16 protein-coding genes are annotated in these 16,957 nt (G+C 35.7%); 5 read left to right on the forward strand and 11 right to left on the reverse strand.

Features of this window, described 5'->3' with window-relative positions; genetic code table 11:
• Window positions 1–57 precede the first annotated feature (57 nt).
• From C1638_RS19305 to C1638_RS19355, 11 genes are all read right to left on the reverse strand, one after another.
• On the reverse strand, window positions 58–522 hold the full coding sequence (locus tag C1638_RS19305) for a regulatory protein RecX (protein ID WP_438829985.1): 465 nt from the start codon (window positions 520–522) through the stop codon (window positions 58–60).
• Between the two features lie 55 nt (window positions 523–577).
• Complete coding sequence (glyA, locus tag C1638_RS19310) at window positions 578–1,843, reverse strand: serine hydroxymethyltransferase (protein ID WP_109623587.1); 1,266 nt, start codon at window positions 1,841–1,843, stop codon at window positions 578–580.
• A 119-nt stretch (window positions 1,844–1,962) separates the two neighbouring features.
• Complete coding sequence (locus tag C1638_RS19315; protein WP_109623588.1) at window positions 1,963–2,379, reverse strand: arsenate reductase ArsC; 417 nt, start codon at window positions 2,377–2,379, stop codon at window positions 1,963–1,965.
• 11 nt (window positions 2,380–2,390) lie between these two features.
• Window positions 2,391–2,864 (reverse strand): DUF6428 family protein, encoded by a 474-nt coding sequence (locus C1638_RS19320; RefSeq protein ID WP_109623589.1) that lies wholly within the window; start codon window positions 2,862–2,864, stop codon window positions 2,391–2,393.
• Window positions 2,865–2,922: 58 nt separating this feature from the next.
• Window positions 2,923–3,249 (reverse strand): ArsR/SmtB family transcription factor, encoded by a 327-nt coding sequence (locus C1638_RS19325; RefSeq protein ID WP_076352605.1) that lies wholly within the window; start codon window positions 3,247–3,249, stop codon window positions 2,923–2,925.
• Window positions 3,250–3,345: 96 nt separating this feature from the next.
• Complete coding sequence (locus C1638_RS19330; protein ID WP_109623590.1) at window positions 3,346–4,251, reverse strand: NAD(P)/FAD-dependent oxidoreductase; 906 nt, start codon at window positions 4,249–4,251, stop codon at window positions 3,346–3,348.
• Between the two features lie 99 nt (window positions 4,252–4,350).
• The gene (locus C1638_RS19335) at window positions 4,351–5,880 is read right to left on the reverse strand and encodes a glycosyltransferase family 39 protein (RefSeq protein ID WP_109623591.1); all 1,530 of its coding nucleotides are present in this window, start codon (window positions 5,878–5,880) and stop codon (window positions 4,351–4,353) included.
• Between the two features lie 198 nt (window positions 5,881–6,078).
• Window positions 6,079–7,290 (reverse strand): efflux RND transporter periplasmic adaptor subunit, encoded by a 1,212-nt coding sequence (locus C1638_RS19340; RefSeq protein ID WP_185140447.1) that lies wholly within the window; start codon window positions 7,288–7,290, stop codon window positions 6,079–6,081.
• A 51-nt stretch (window positions 7,291–7,341) separates the two neighbouring features.
• On the reverse strand, window positions 7,342–8,613 hold the full coding sequence (locus tag C1638_RS19345) for an ABC transporter permease (protein ID WP_109623593.1): 1,272 nt from the start codon (window positions 8,611–8,613) through the stop codon (window positions 7,342–7,344).
• A gap of 94 nt (window positions 8,614–8,707) precedes the next feature.
• Window positions 8,708–9,937 (reverse strand): ABC transporter permease, encoded by a 1,230-nt coding sequence (locus C1638_RS19350; RefSeq protein ID WP_109623594.1) that lies wholly within the window; start codon window positions 9,935–9,937, stop codon window positions 8,708–8,710.
• A gap of 88 nt (window positions 9,938–10,025) precedes the next feature.
• Window positions 10,026–10,715: an ABC transporter ATP-binding protein gene (locus C1638_RS19355; protein WP_109623595.1), complete on the reverse strand. Its 690-nt coding sequence runs from the start codon at window positions 10,713–10,715 to the stop codon at window positions 10,026–10,028.
• A gap of 425 nt (window positions 10,716–11,140) precedes the next feature.
• On the opposite strand from C1638_RS19355, the gene C1638_RS19360 reads away from it, so the two are divergent.
• The 5 genes from C1638_RS19360 (at window position 11,141) to C1638_RS19380 (ending at window position 16,930) form a co-directional block, all read left to right on the forward strand.
• The gene (locus tag C1638_RS19360) at window positions 11,141–12,115 is read left to right on the forward strand and encodes a ribonucleotide-diphosphate reductase subunit beta (RefSeq protein WP_106914882.1); all 975 of its coding nucleotides are present in this window, start codon (window positions 11,141–11,143) and stop codon (window positions 12,113–12,115) included.
• A 109-nt stretch (window positions 12,116–12,224) separates the two neighbouring features.
• A complete protein-coding gene (locus C1638_RS19365) occupies window positions 12,225–12,515 on the forward strand; it encodes a hypothetical protein (protein ID WP_109623596.1) in 291 nt (96 codons plus the stop codon).
• Window positions 12,516–12,570: 55 nt separating this feature from the next.
• On the forward strand, window positions 12,571–14,229 hold the full coding sequence (locus C1638_RS19370) for a ribonucleoside-diphosphate reductase subunit alpha (RefSeq protein WP_076352614.1): 1,659 nt from the start codon (window positions 12,571–12,573) through the stop codon (window positions 14,227–14,229).
• A 553-nt stretch (window positions 14,230–14,782) separates the two neighbouring features.
• On the forward strand, window positions 14,783–15,355 hold the full coding sequence (locus C1638_RS19375) for a phage tail-like protein (RefSeq protein ID WP_109623597.1): 573 nt from the start codon (window positions 14,783–14,785) through the stop codon (window positions 15,353–15,355).
• Between the two features lie 6 nt (window positions 15,356–15,361).
• Window positions 15,362–16,930, forward strand: a complete 1,569-nt coding sequence (locus tag C1638_RS19380) for a hypothetical protein (protein ID WP_109623598.1) — start codon at window positions 15,362–15,364, stop codon at window positions 16,928–16,930.
• Window positions 16,931–16,957: the final 27 nt, after the last annotated feature.

The following is a 16,957-nucleotide window of genomic DNA, read 5'->3' on the forward strand; positions in this document are numbered from 1 at the left end:
ATTTTGTACCAATCTATTTAACAAATGCTACAAAAAGAATTTAAAGGTTATCAATAATTAGTCAAAAATATCATTTATTTTCTCATATTCAAAACCTCTGCCCATCAAATATTTTATGGTCTTCGATTTTTTCTGATATTCCTGAAGGCCTTTTTGCTTAGAAGAGTAATCTTCGTAGATTCTTGTGATTGTTTTTATATAGTCATCATCATGTATTTCATCAAAGCACATACTGATCAGTTTCTCAGAGATTTGTTTCTGCTTAAGGTTCATTTTAATTTTATTCTTCCCCCAATGTTTGATGTAAAATTTACCTCTGATATAGCTTCTTGTAAACCTTTCTTCATTGAGATAATTTTCTTTCATGAGATACAGAAAAATTTCTTCTTTTGCCTCATCAATGAGCAAAAATTCTTTCATTTTCTGTTCTATTTCAGCATGGCAGCGGTCCTGATAAACACAATAATTTACCAATTTCTGCTTAATCTCATCAAAAGTAAAAGACTTTTTTTCCATAGGGATAAAAAAAGAATGAGCTTGCGCCCATTCTTTATACTATTATATTTTATAGGCTATATTAATAATTAAATAATGCCTTACCTTCCATTAGCTCGTTAACATTCTTTCTTACTGATGCAAGAACTTCTTCATTCTTGATGTTGTCTACTACTTCAGAAATTAATCCTGCGATAGTATCCATATCATTTTCTTTAAGTCCTCTTGTAGTAATAGCAGCAGTTCCTAATCTGATACCCGATGTTGTAAACGGAGATTTATCATCAAAAGGAACCATGTTTTTGTTACATGTAATATCAGCAAGAACTAAAGCTTTTTCTGTTTCTTTACCGTTTACTCCTTTATTTCTAAGATCTACTAACATCAAGTGGTTGTCTGTACCACCACTTACGATGTCAAATCCTCTGTCGATCATTGCTTTTGATAATGCTTGAGCATTAGCTTTAACTTGTTTTGCATACGTTTCGAATTGTCCATCCAAAGCTTCTCCAAAAGCTACCGCTTTACCTGCAATAACATGTTCCAATGGACCTCCCTGAATTCCTGGGAATACTGCTCCATCCAATACCTGACTCATCATTTTAATATCTCCTTTTGGAGTTTTGTGGCCATATGTATTTTCAAAGTCTTTCCCCATCATGATCATCCCTCCTCTTGGACCTCTTAATGTTTTGTGAGTTGTAGTGGTTACTACGTGGCAGTGCTCAAATGGAGAATTTAATAATCCTTTTGCTACTAAACCTGCAGGGTGTGCAATATCAGCCCAAAGAGTTGCTCCAATTTCGTCTGCTACTTCTCTGAATTTAGCATAATCTAAATCTCTTGAGTACGCTGAGAAACCTGCAATAAGCATTTTCGGTTTTTCTCTCAATGCTACTTCTCTCATTTGGTCATAATCAATAAGACCTGTTTCCTGCTGAACTCCGTAAGAAACTACGTTATATTGAATTCCTGAAAAATTCACTGCAGAACCATGTGTAAGGTGTCCTCCCATAGAGAGATCCATACCCATAATCTTATCTCCAGGTTTCAAAACTGCAAGATAAATGGCTGCATTGGCCTGAGAACCGGAATGTGGCTGAACGTTCACATAGTCTACACCGAAAAGCTCTTTTGCTCTGTTGATAGCCAATGTTTCAACCTCATCTACTACTTCACATCCTCCGTAATATCTTTTTCCGGGATATCCTTCAGCATATTTATTTGTCAGTACACTTCCCATTGCTTTCATCACATTTTCAGAAACGAAATTTTCTGATGCGATAAGCTCTAATCCATGGGCTTGTCTTTGTCTTTCCTTCTCAATCAGGTCAAAAATAATATCCATTTTACTTTTAGTTTTTGAAATTTTTCACCCCAAATGTACGGAATTTTCGTTGAGATTTTGATATCAAAAAATATGATTTTAGACCTGAATTTCTTAAAATCTCTTTGAATGTTGATTATTTATATATTTTCTTTAATAAACAGGTCACAATACTTTTTGATCTGATCCCGTACTTTTCTGAACTCTTTTTTAATCTCATCTTCTGTTCCTGAAGCTTTAGCCGGATCTTGAAAATTTTGATGAAGTCTTTCATATTTTGAAGGAAAGTACGGGCAGTTTTCTTTAGCATGATCACATACTGTAATCACATAATCAAATTCTATATGCTGGTATTCATTGATATTATTTGAAGTATGATTGGAAATGTCAATACCATCTTCCGACATGGTTTCAATAGCTTTCGGATTGAGGCCATGTGTTTCAATACCTGCACTGTAAATTTCTGCCTTATCTTTAGCAAAATATTTTAAATATCCCTCTGCTATCTGACTTCTGCAGCTGTTTCCGGTACAAATGACCAATATTTTCTTTTTCATTTCCTAGTTTATTAGCAGCAGCCACCTCCGGGTGTACACGATGCATTTTGATTTCCAGTCAATTCATTCAAACTTAGCTTTTGTTTCTGTGGTGGAATTCCACAGGCATCAGTAGCCAGGCAAGCTGTTAGTTTATTTTTTAGAATAAAATTTCTTCCATTGAATTCCAAATCATACTTTCCGATGGTAGTATCCTGATATTCTACTTCAATTTCAAAATCACCAATTCCCAGCTTCTCTTCTGAAAGATGGATGATATGCAATAGTTTTCCGGGTTTTAAACGATGTTCATAGTCATCAGCATTCCAAAGCTGAAAGTTTACTTTTTCTTCTTTTCTGATTACTCCTCCACAATCAATAAAATTCTTGGTAACCATGCCTATTTCTGTTACATGAAAATGTTCAGGAACAAATGTTCCGTTTTCTAACTGAAATTCTACATTCTCCAGTTCCGGTAATATGTTTTTTATTTCTGATAATTTCATAATTAAATATTTTAAATTGTTATAATGCAATATTACGATATAGATTTTCAAAAAAATTTTAGCAGCAGTTTTGTTTTTTTACTGTTGAAATAATATTTGAAAAGTAAAGATTTAAGCTTTCAAAAACTTTTTCGTCAATACAGTAGCAAATTGAATTCCCCTCAATATTTCCTTTGATAAGACCCGCGTTTTTCAGTTCTTTCAGATGCTGAGAGACAGTAGGCTGCGCAAGAGGCAGTTCATTAACTATATCACCACAAATGCATTCGTTTACTTTAAGCAAGTATTCAATAATTGCAATTCTGGCAGGATGGCCCAATGCTTTCGCAATAAGTGCCATCCTATTTTGTTCTTCTGTAAAAAAGTCTGTTTTTGTAGCTCCCATAATTCAAAAGTATATCGCAATATTACGATAATAAATTTTCATCACAAAATTTGAATCAAAAAATATATGAACTCCTCTGAAAATAAAATCTATCTTTTAAAATGCTTCGTCAGATAATTCCTTATTTACTACAGCTCCTGCGAAATTACCCTGAGCAACAGCATTCGCTACAGACCTCATCATGGTTACATTATCTCCACAGGCAAAAACTCCAGGAACCGATGTTCTCTGCATGACATCTACTTTAATAAAGCCTTGTTCCGTTAGCTCGCAGCCTAAAGTTTCTGTAGTATTGATATTTTGTTCAAAAGGGATTTTTGCATATAAGACCTTTAATGCCAAAGAGTTTCCATTTTTAAAGATAATTTTTTGAATAGAACCGTTATCATGTTCAATCCTTTCAACTTCTTCTTCATTCAGATTGATATTGTTCTGTTTTAATTTTTCAATCTGTTCTTGGGTAAGGGTAGATTTTCCATTTGTAAATAAAGTTAGGCTTTTCGTCATATTAAAAATGAGCTTTGAAAACTCATATGCCATATCGCCATTGGAAAGAATTCCTGTTACTTCGTTCCTCACTTCATAGCCATGACAGTATGGGCAATGCAATACAGATATTCCCCAGCATTCTTCAAATCCAGGAATATTAGGCATAACATCTTTTACTCCGGAAGCCAGAATAATTTTTTTAGCGTAAAATCTTTCATTGGATGATGTTTCAACCTCGAAGCCATTATTATTCTTCAATACTTGTGTGGTAATTCCCTCATGAAGCTGCACTGTGATATATTTTTCAACATCTTTCCTCGCCAAACTACTAATTTCTTTTGGGGTATTTCCATCGTGGGTAATAAAGTTATGGGAATGTGGAGTCTGTCTGTTACAAGGTTTTCCGTTATCTATGATTAAAACATTTCTCAAAGATCTGCCTAAAGCCATTCCTGCAGATAATCCGGCATAGCTTCCTCCTATTACAATAACATCAAAGTTTTTATTTTGCATCGTTTAATTATTTGATTGTGCAAAGTTAAAATAAATCCAATTAATGCAACAATGTTGCGATTTGTTTTTTCAATACTCTTTATATAAAAAAGGCTGGCTCTATCTGTCGTATTCTTTTTTATCTTCATCAATTTCATTCTGAATTCTCTTCCTGATATCTATTTTTGCTCCTTCAAAACTAAAAATCATAGTTCCTTTCTCGCGGGCAAAAGGGTTTGTTATAGAACCTGTAAGCCGGGAATTTTGAAAGTAAGGTCCGGTTTCTTTAAGTTCATCTTCATTTTCTGAATATTCCTTAACCCGAATAAGGTTTTCATATTTTTTACTTAAATCAAACCAATTGATATAATCGGCATTAAATGATACTGCTCGCACCCCTTTTTGCGAATAATAATTAATGGCTCCGGCCTGACCATAGTTATCACACAAAACCAAGGTATGCCCTAATTGAGACAATTTGGAATATTCTCCATCTACTTTTTGAGCCAATTCTTTCCATCCCTGCATATCGGCAAAATCTTGTGGTAAGGAATGTTCTTTTCCATCTTCCCAGCGAAGCAGTCCTAATTTCTTGTATTCTTCATGATGATTTACAATATACTCAGGACTTTTATTGGGAAAGGCAACATTATATAGAGGAAGAAATAGTAACACGGGAATGAATATACAAACCGGTTTTAGAAATCTCCGCCATCCTTTCTCCAGAAAGTAAGCCAGAAAAACGGAACCAAATGCAATATAAACCGGATACAATCCTATAGCATAGTAATCTTTTGCCTTAAAGAATAAGAACAATGCTATGGTAATAATATAGCTCCAGAAAAAAAATCTAAATTTCTCGAAAGGTCTGTACAATAGCAACGCACCCCAGCCAGCAATAATAACAACCATAGATCCGATAAAAAATAAAATCTGGGATTTGAGAAAATCAATCCTGTTTACATTCACCAGCTGTCTTTCCGATAATTCTTTCATATGATGGATGACAGGGAATTTGTTTTGATATTGCCAGAGAAGATTAGGGAAAATAATGACTAAGGCTAAAAGTCCTGCCCAATAAAGATGGGGTTGTGTAAAGATTTTCCTTTGTCTGGTAAGTAACAATGCAGAAATAAGCCCTAAAACCGAAAAAGCAATATTGTATTTATTTAAAACCCCAATTCCGAAAGCTATTGCTCCAATGTAAAGCCATTTTACTTTTTCTGAATTAATATATTTTATCAACGAATAATAAAGAAATGTCCACAAAAGAATCTCCATAGATGTTGGCTGAAACAGCATATTTACACGAAGAAGAACTGACAATAAAATTCCCAAAGAGGCAAGAACTTTTGCAAAAAGATTACCGTTGAGTTCTTCAATGGTTTTCCAGACAACTGCTATTGTTAATGCACCAAAGAGTGCCGGAAAAAACTTCACCCAAAATAGAGAGTCACCTAATATTTTTATTAACCAAGCCAATAGTGAATTCACAGGTGGAACGGAAAGATATCCCCAAGCGAGATGATTCCCCTGATCCAGATGCAGATATTCATCCCTGTGCAATTCATACTCCGGATTTATTAATGAATATTGGAGAACAAATTTTACGATAATAAAGAGAAACAGAATAAGATAGCTTTTCTTCATGGTTATATTTTGATATTAAAATTAAGACATTTTGAAATTCCTATTTATTACATCTCATCTTATTTTTGTTGAACCACTTTTACCGGATCTTTAATTTTCGAAATCTTCAAATAACAGGAGTTTTGCATTTTCAAATAAAAATCCCGAAGAAAAGTTTCTCCGGGATCTAACAGTTAAATAGTTTATAATATCAGTTTATTATTTTGCTTTCGATTTTTCTTTTAATTCTTCTTTGTCTTTATCTGACGGGTTCCAAACTTTTACTTCAGATTCTTTTGTAATATTTGATCCCGGAAGAACCTGAACATTAATACCATCGCTGGCACCCAATTTCACGTATACTTTTTTGAATTTCCCATCTTTTTGTTTTACCTCTATAAATGGAACATCTTTCCCTTGTTTCTTTTCATACTGAACTAAAGACTCATCCAGTAATAAAGCATTCTTTTGAGAGCTTAATACGATTTCTCCGTTTGCTGAGAAACCAGCTCTGATATATTCGTTGTTAGGATTATCTACGTTTCCTTCTACAGGGAATTTAATAGTTCCTGCGTTATCTTTTCCTTTAGGAGCAATCATTGTCAGTTTTCCCGGGAATGTTTTGTTTTGTAATGCACCGATCACAATATTCATATCCATACCCTGACTTAATTTTCCGGCCTGAGCTTCATCAATTTCTCCTTTAAAGATCAAAGAATTAAGATCAGCTACAGAACAGATGGTTGTTCCTGCATTGAAATTATTAGCTTCAATTACCTGGCTACCTACTTTTACAGGTACCTCAAGAACAGTTCCTGAAGCCTTAGAACGAATCTGTGTTGTCGCTAAACCTTGCCCCTGAAGTTCAGGTGTTGCTCCTGTCTTAGCAATCTGAAGTCTTTTCTGAGCTGTATTCAATTGTTGCTGAGCATTCTTAAGAGATTGCTGCTGAGAATATAACTGCTGTTGAGAGTTAAGATATTCCTGTCTGGAAGCTACTCCTTGTTTGAAAAGCTTATCCTGCATTTCGAATTGCTTCTGCATATTAGCAACATTCAGCTGCGAATTATTGATCTGAAGCTGAGCATTCTGAACTTCTTGCTGAGCAGCATTCACTTCAGAGATACTTGGTACAATTCTAATGGTAGCAATCAACTGCCCTACTTCTACCTTATCTCCTTCTTTTACTAAGATCTTATCAATAATCCCTGTAATATTGGGTTTAATTTCAATTTCTTCCTTTGGAACAATTTTTCCAGTAGCCATTACCTTATCATCCATGTTCTGAACGGTAGGTTTACGGGTAAGGAAAGATTCGCTTTCTTTAGAATTTGATTTTACTAGATAGCCAATCCCTGAGAACAATGCCACTGCAAATAAAAGCCCCAATACTATATAAATGGCTTTTTTCCAAGTGAATTTCTTTTTCATATGTATAGTTTATTTTTTATTAAAAGATTGAATGATTTAAAAATGACAAGATTATTCTGTTCTTAATGCTTCAATTGGTCTAATTTTCACAGCTCTTTGTGCCGGGATCATACCAATAATTAATCCTAAAATCACCATAACAGCCATTGCTGCAAACACGTTTCCATAGTTTACTGTAGGGTTATAGAAAGGAAATGCATCCTGCCCCTGCGTAACGGCATTCAAAACCATCAGTACAAAGATCCCAAAGAGAAATCCTAACAATCCTGAAGAGAGCGTAATGACAACACTTTCCAGCAATATTTGATTTCTTACTTCTGCGGGTTTTGCTCCTAGCGCTCTTCTGATCCCAATTTCCTTAGTTCTTTCTTTTACAGTGATCAGTAGGATATTTGAAATAGCAATGACACCGGCAAGGATCGTCAGCGTTCCCACAATAATGGTCAAAAGCTGCATCCCTGTAAGGAAACCTGTCAGTTTTTTGAATTCTTTCCCTAGGTTAAAACTTCCAAACGCATTGGTATCTTCGGGAGAAACTTTATTTTTAGTTTTTAATACCTGCTTTACATCTTCTTCTACTGCATTGACGTTGGCATTGGGTTTACTTACAATGGCAAACATGTCTATCTGATCTCCGGCATTATACATTTTGGTATAAGTGGAAAGCGGAATAAAGGCTGTCTGATCATTCTCAAAACCACCACCTTTTTTCACTCTGAAAACACCAATTACATTGAAGAAAAGTCCTTTTATATTAACAGATTTCCCGATTGGGTTTTCTTTTTTCTTGGAATCGAAAAAGTTCTTATAGATTTCTTCTCCAATCACTACTACATTTTTATTTCCAGAAACGTCTGCATCATTGATATAGCGTCCGAAAATAAGTTTCTTTTCTGAAATTTTATTTCCTACGGAGTAATCTCCTGTAAGAGAATAAGTAGCACTTTTTCCGTTTCTGGACATAGATTCTCCAGGGGTCCCTGTAAAGCTTCCTCTTGCATTCTGAGGAGAAATATAATCTACGGCTGTCACTTTTCTTTTCAACATTTCCATATCGGATAAATTCAAATGAACATCTCTTCCCTTAGGAAATCCCTCATAAGGAATAGAGGTTTTCTGCGCCCACAAGAAAATGGAATTGGTAGCAAAACCTGAAAATAATTTATCAAAACCATTCTCCATTCCTTTTGCTGCCCCAAGAAGGCTCACATACAAAAACATCCCCCATCCTACTCCAATCATGGTAAGAAATGTACGAAGCTTATTATTCCTCAATGAATAATAAATCTCCTGCCAAGTATCTATTTTAAATATGATATTCACCTTTTTGAATTATAAATTTATAAACTGTGAGTTATGAATTACTCATTTAATATTTCTTATTTCAGAGCTTTTTGCCTTTTAGTATTTCAGTCTATTACTCTGTTCTCAATGCTTCAATTGGTTTAATCCTTGATGCTCTGTATGCCGGAACAAATCCTGCAATTAATCCTGAAAAGACCAATGCAATGAATGCCGTAAAGATGGTTACCCATCCTACACTCGGGCTTTTTATGAAAAATTCTTCAAGACTGTCTCCAATAAGGCTTAGGGTTAAAACCCCTACTCCAACTCCAACAAATCCGGAGACTACTGTAATGACTACACTTTCCTGAACAATTAAGGCAACAATTCCTTTTGGTTTTGCCCCTATGGCTTTTCGTACTCCTATTTCCTTGGTTCTTTCTTTTACGATATACACCATGATGTTACTGATCCCGATAATTCCCGCTAATAAGGTTCCCATACCGATAAATCCAACAATAGCTGTAAGAACCGCCATAAAGGTGAATGTATCATTCATGTTTTTGGCATTATTCCAAATACGGACACCATTTTCATCGTCAGGAGAAACATTTTTTCTCGATTTCAATTTATCTTTTAGTTCATCTCCATATTTGATCGCTTCCTGTGGAGTAAGCTTGTCACTATAGGAGATGTACGCTATATTTACAGTATCAGACCCTTTTTTCATTTGCTGTAGGGTCGTTATAGGAACGGTAATATGTCTTTCATCCCAGTCTCCACCATCATCTGAAAATACTCCAATGATTTTAAACATTGTTCCATTGATATCCAGATCTTTCCCTACAGGGCTTCCATTTTTAATTAAATCCCTCTGAACCATTCTACCAATCACGGCAACATTCTGTTTTCCGTTCAAGTCCCTAGGGGTGATATAACGGCCATCTATCATTTTTCTGTTTTCTATCACCTGTTCTCCGGGTTCAGCACCATGTATCTGATAGATTCCGCTTTCTTTTCCATACTTAACCATTAAACTGGCATTATATCTGGGACTGGAAGCTCCTACATTTTTTTTCTCTGCATTGATCAGAAAGTCGTAATCGTTATTATTCATGGTAACATTTCGCTCAGACTGCAGCCCTTTATAAGCCAACGTTGTCTTTCCGGTAGAAATGGTAATCAGGTTTTTCGCATCTCCGGAGAACCCTTCCGAAAAGGCATTTTGAAGTCCTTTTCCAATTCCAAAAAGCACAATGAAGATAAACAGCCCCAAAGCTACCGTAAATCCCGAAAGCACCGTCCGAAGTACATTACTACGGATAGAACTGAATATTTCCTGCCAACGATCTAGGTCAAACATTTTTTTTGATATTAAAAGATTGAAAAAATTGTTCAGCGAATTTGCCTTTCAATTTTCAAATTATCTCATTTTCAGATTTTCAATTAGCTTAAAGCACAATCTGCTTTATAAATTCATCACTTTCAATGATGCCATCCTTTAGTACTACATTCCTTTTGGTCTGTGTGGCAACATCAGGTTCGTGAGTTACAACAATAATTGTTTTTCCCTCATTGTTAATATCCTGAAGAAGCTTCATAATATCATGGGTAGTTTTGGAGTCCAATGCACCGGTAGGCTCATCTGCCAATACTACCTTAGGATTAGTAATCAAAGCCCTTGCAATAGCTACTCTCTGTTTCTGACCTCCGGAAAGTTCACTGGGAAGGTGATTTGCCCATTGTGCAAGTCCAACTTTTTCCAGATATTCCATAGCTTTTTCATTACGCTCTCTCCTTGGTACATTCTGATAGTATAAAGGAAGTGCTACGTTTTCCAAAGCCGTTTTATAACTGATCAGGTTAAAGGACTGGAAAATAAATCCTAGAAACTTACTTCTATATTCCGCTGCTTTTACCTCAGACAGATGTTCGATAGGAACACCATCCAACTCATAGGTTCCCGAATCTTTTTCATCCAGAATACCAATAATATTAAGAAGAGTGGACTTTCCGGAACCGGAACTTCCCATGATAGAAACAAACTCGCCCTCTGAAATATTCAGATTAATTCCCTTCAGAACATGAAGCTTGCTTTTTCCTGTATCGTATGACTTGTGTAAATCCTGAATTACTAACATTAAGTGATGTATGTTTTATACCCAATAAGTAGATGATATTTTCAAATTGTTACAAGAATGAAAATTTATTCAAATATTTTTTTGTTTAACTAATTAATCCTTTGTTTAAAACAAATTACATAAAAGTGTTTAACTGTAACTCTGGTTTTGCATCTATTTATCCCCCGTATACCTGTCTAAGCTATTATCCGTGCCTGTTTCATGTAAATGTGGAAAACTTTTACAGCTAAAAGTCAGCCTATTAGTATTTACCCCTTTCAAAATCAGTTCTTTTTTTCGAACTTTGTACTTAGTTCTTTACAAGAAATATTGAATTGCCCCCGTGAATAACTTTTATTCACAATAAGCAGAAAAACAAAAAGTTAGATATTTCCTGAACGTTATCCACAGAGATCTAAATTATTTAAATTATAAAGATATTTAATATGGGAATTTTTGATAAAAGAGTAAGTTATAAGCCATTTGAATACCCGGAGGTTCTTCAATTTGTAGAGGCAATCAACAAATCGTTCTGGGTACATTCGGAAGTGGACTTTACTGCAGATGTTCAGGATTTTCATTCGCAGTTGGAACCACATGAAAAGCATGCTGTGAAAAATGCGCTTTTAGCCATTGCACAGATCGAGGTGTCTGTAAAGACATTCTGGGGAAATTTATACAACCACCTTCCAAAACCGGAGTTCAATGGATTAGGATCTACTTTTGCAGAATGCGAGTTCCGTCATTCTGAAGCATATTCCCGTTTATTAGAGGTATTAGGATATAATGATGAATTCCTTAACGTAATTGAAATCCCTGCTGTAAAAGGTAGAATCGAGTTTCTTGGAAATGCCTTAAAACATGCCAACTCTGCAACCCCTAAAGAATATGTTTCAGCATTATTGCTGTTCAGTATTTTAGTGGAAAACGTTTCTCTTTTCTCTCAATTTGCCATCATCCTTTCTTTCACAAGATTTAAAGGATTCATGAAGAATGTTTCCAATATTATTGCATGGACTTCTGTAGATGAGCAGATTCACGCTAATGCAGGAATCTATCTGATTAACAAAATCCGTGAAGAACAACCGGATCTATTAACAGACAGCGACCTTGAAGACATCTATACTTTAGTAGATGAATCTATCGCAAGAGAAGGAGATATCCTTAGCTGGATCTTTGAATTAGGTGAAATCGACAATGTATCTAAAGAAGATCTATTGAATTTCATGAAGTATCGTGTAGACGACAGCTTGAAGAAAATCAACATGAAGACAAGATACAACATCACTCCAGAACAATACAGACCAATGGTGTGGTTCGAAGAGGAAGTTTTCGCAAACTCGCTAGATGATTTCTTTGCAAAAAGACCTGTAGATTACACGAAACACGATAAGAGTATTACAGCAAACGACTTGTTTTAATGTAAAAGCGCGAGCGAAGCGAGCGTCAAAGCAGATCGTATTAGGATGATAACATTCATAATACTTTAAAACAAAATCCCCATTGACTTAATAAGCACAAATATAAAAGATGATTAATGTAATCGTAAGCTACACCGTAAACCCTGAATTTGTTCCGACAAATAAAGCCAATATTCAAACGTTTTTGGATGATTTCAAGAATTTGGATCAGTCAGCATTTGAATACAAGGTTTATCTAAAGGAAGACGGTGTTACTTTTGTACATTATTCAAACTACAGTAATGAAGAAGTTCAGCATGAAGTTTTGAATGTTCCATCTTTTAAGGAATTTCAGAGATTAAGAGATGAAAGTGGACTGAACGGTTCTCACAAAGTAGAATTTTTACAATCAATAATATAAAAAAACAAAATTCCGGAGTGATACCCTCATTCCGGAATTCGAAAATATAACATCTATGGAAGAGCAAAATTCAAATATATGGTGGCTCAATGAAGAGTCTGAGCAAATGCTGAACAGAGGATATCTGTTGAAAGGTGAAACGGTAGACGGAGCTATCGACAGAATCACTACTGCTGCTGCAAAAAGATTATATAAGCCGGAACTTCAGGCGGCGTTCAAAGAAATGATCACTAAAGGTTGGATCAGTTTCTCTTCTCCTGTATGGGCTAATATGGGAACAGAGAGAGGTCTTCCTATCTCATGTTTCAACGCTCACATTCCGGACAGCATTGAAGGAATTACCCACAAAATGGGTGAGGTCATCATGCAAACTAAGATCGGAGGTGGTACTTCAGGATATTTTGGAGAATTGAGAAACAGAGGAACAGCGGTAACTGATAACGGAAAGTCTTCAGGAGCAGTTTCATTCATGAAGCTTTTTGATACAGCAATGGATGTGGTTTCTCAAGGTGGCGTAAGAAGAGGTGCTTTTGCTGCTTACTTAGATATTGACCACGGAGATATTGAAGAATTCTTATCAATTAAAGATATCGGTAGCCCGATTCAAAACCTGTTTACAGGAGTTTGTGTACCAGATTACTGGATGCAGGATATGATTGACGGTGATATGGATAAGCGTAAAATCTGGGCAAGAGTACTGGAAAGCCGTCAGCAAAAAGGTCTTCCATATATTTTCTTCACAGACAACGTGAACAGAAATAAACCTCAGGTTTATAAAGATTTAGGAATGACGGTAAACGCAAGTAACCTTTGTTCTGAGATTATGCTTCCGTCTACTATGGAAGAATCTTTCATCTGCTGTCTGTCTTCCATGAACCTTGAACTGTATGACGAGTGGAAAGATACAGATGCAGTGAAATTAGCAGTATACTTCCTTGATGCTGTTTTATCTGAATTCATTGATAAAACCGAAGGAAACTACTATCTACAAGGAGCCAGAACTTTTGCTATGCGTCACAGAGCGCTTGGATTAGGAGTTTTAGGATACCACTCTTACTTACAGAAAAATATGATTCCGTTTGAAAGCTTTGAAGCCACTCAATTCAACGCAAGAGCATTCAGACATATCAAAGAACAGGCTGAGCAGGCTTCAAGAGAACTTGCCAACATCTATGGAGAACCAGAAGTATTGAAAGGATACGGATTAAGAAATACCACTACAATGGCTATTGCTCCTACCACTTCAAGTTCTGCAATCCTAGGACAAACTTCTCCGGGAATTGAGCCTTTCTCTTCTAACTATTATAAAGCAGGTCTTGCTAAAGGAAACTTTATGCGTAAGAATAAATACCTGGCAAAACTATTGAAAGAAAAAGGGCTGGATAACGAAGAAACATGGAGAACAATCATGTTGAACCACGGTTCTGTACAACACCTAAACGAACTTACTCCTGAAGAAAAGGCAGTATTCAAAACGTTTAAGGAAATTTCTCCTATGGAAGTTATTTCCCAGGCAGCACAGAGACAACAGTACATTGATCAGGCTCAATCTCTGAATCTTCAAATTCCTTCCACAATGCCGGTAAAAGATGTAAACTATCTATACATTGAAGCTTGGAAAAAAGGAGTAAAAACTCTTTACTACCAAAGAAGTTCTTCCGTTTCTAAAGAAATGATGGTGAACTTTGTATCATGTTCAAGCTGTGAAGCATAAGATCAAATAATAAACGCACTATATAGTGGAGCACACCTTTTTGGGTGTGCTTTTTTATTGTAATTAAAATTTAACAAAAATTTAACATTTAGGTTTTAAAAAACTATTTTCGTTTAATCATCTATTAATACTGAAAATATTAGGCATTCACTCCCTAAATAGTGAATCAAGTCCCTGTATCATTGATTTTTTATTATTAATATGTAGTGATTTTATTTACATTTGTTGAAGATAAACCAAATAAAACAGTTTTTAATAAAGAAAATACCAACCATCAAGGCTTATTATTAAACATAAATTTAATACGAAATTAAGATTGTATTTTTATTTAAATTAATAAAACAAACCTCTTTTGATGATTGAAAAACAATTCTTAGAACTGGTTATTTTTTTAAAAAACACAATATAAAAGAGAAAAATAAATACATTACAAACACAATACAGTGTGTTCTAATCCACCCTTTAATTTAAAAAACACAAAAAATAAAACTCAGATAGCAAATTACTCTTAGCAAAAAATTGCTACAATATAAACACAAAAAATTATTTCGAAATGAACAAAGTTATTACCCTAATGATGGCAATGGCCAGCATTACTCTTTACGCACAGGTAGGAATCAATACTACCTCTCCCGATCAGAGCGCAGCATTAGATGTTACAAGCACTTCCAAGGGGGTACTTCTCCCAAGAATCAGTAATCTATCTTCTGTCACCAATCCAGCCACAGGGCTTATTATTTTTGATGCCAACAAAAAATGCATCAGCCAAAATGTAGGAACGCCTGCAACCCCTGATTGGACATGCCTTTCTCCGTATGTATCTAAATTTTTCTACATGCCGAGTGTTGTTTTTGATACCACAACAATTTCAACAGGCCAAACGAAAGATCTGTACACATTGTATAAAAATCAGTTTTCGAATGTCCCAACCAATGCAAGAAGTGCATCTGCTCCGGCTTCGATACCTTTTTTTCCCAATGCAACAGATTTATACTATTATGTAACGGGTTATGACACTTCTGTTTTTAAAATAAACAGCGTCAGCAGCACGGGTGTATTGAATTATGATGTTTTATCCAATGCGACTTCAGCATCTTTCATTAATATCGTATTTGTTGTAAAATAAGCAGCCATGAAAAAGAATTTTAAAAGGCTGTCTTTGATGAGCCTGGTTTTTGCGCTGCTTACAAACTTTATGTATGCACAGACAGATAGTACCGAAGTGGCAAGTATCTACGGATTTTATTCTTATTCTAATTCGCTTATGAATGCTTCTTCAGCTTCTGAACTTACGATACAGGGAAATGCCTCACACACCTCTACCGGGGTACAGCTTACTCCTGCAAGCTCAGGGCAGTTTGGGGGATTATTTATCAATGGAAGAACTTTTACTTCTGTAAACGGACTTCATGTTGAGTTTGAATATGACATGAAAAACGGAACTCCTTTAAGTGGTACTTATGGAGACGGCTTATCTTTTTTCCTATATGATGGAGCAGTGACAAGTCCTACAATAGGTGCCCCGGGAGCTGGCCTTGGTTATGCCTATAACAGGGCACAGAATACCTACGCAAGCCAGAGAAAGGCAGGTTTATCATCCGCTTATCTGGGTATTGCCCTGGATGAGTTTGGGAATTTTAAATCAAAGCGTTTTCAGGGTGAATCAAGGGTAAATGGAATTGCAGGGGTAACCTGGTCTCAAGCAACAAGTCATGTAACTTTAAGGGGTGCAAGAGGTGCTGCGATTAATACAACAGGGTTAGGAGATGGCTTTACAGGATATCCTGTTCTGATTACCCGATCTACATTAAGCAATTCAGGAACTGTAGGCAGGGTATTACAAACTGACAGAAGCTATCTGGCAACTTCCAACACCCTCACTTCAGTGTTTGATCTCAGAAACAATGCCGGAGAATTCAGAAAAGTATACCTTGACCTGATTCCCCATTTTATAAGCAGTACCGTTACAGACGGATTTGATATAAAAGTTGATATCCAGACAATACAAAACGGAACGCCTGTGAATATCATCAATTATTATCATTATAAGACCTCAGTGCCTTATACAGAAAATGCCAATCCCCAAACTTCGGATTTTAATAATTCGGATGTAGAAGGAGCTGCAACTTCTCAAACGCTTAATGCAACAACCCCGGCATTTTTAAAGCTAGGTTTTGCAGCCTCTACAGGAGGGGCATTCCAGCAACATATTATCCGAAATGTGAAGTTAACACTTCCTTATTCAGCAGTAACCAATGATGATATAGCTTCTACATGTAAGTTTCAACCGGTTAATATCCCAGTTTTCAATAATGATATAGCATACAAAGGCCCTATCAGTATTACGACTCCACCTACTGGAAGCAATGCCAATATTGATTATTCAACATTCAGCTTTGCAAAGACCAACGATACAGATCTTACATTGTACCGTAAAAAGGTAACTCCTGCAGGAACATGGACCTACAACAAATCAACAGGTATTGTAACTTTCAGCCCTTCAAGCGGATTTACAGGAACGGCAACAATGACCTATACCGTAAAAGGAAGAACAGTGAAAGATTCAAATGGTAAAATTGTTGAACCTTATGGTGACACTGCTTATCGGTCTGTTCCGGCTACAATTACTGTCAATCTAAAAACTACCGGATGTATCTATGCTACCGTTTCAAACAGAATGGTAACACAAACGATAAAATAAGCGATCAAAAAATCTTTTTTGAGGGAA

It is taken from the genome of Chryseobacterium oncorhynchi, assembly GCF_002899895.1.
Lineage (GTDB): Bacteria > Bacteroidota > Bacteroidia > Flavobacteriales > Weeksellaceae > Chryseobacterium > Chryseobacterium oncorhynchi.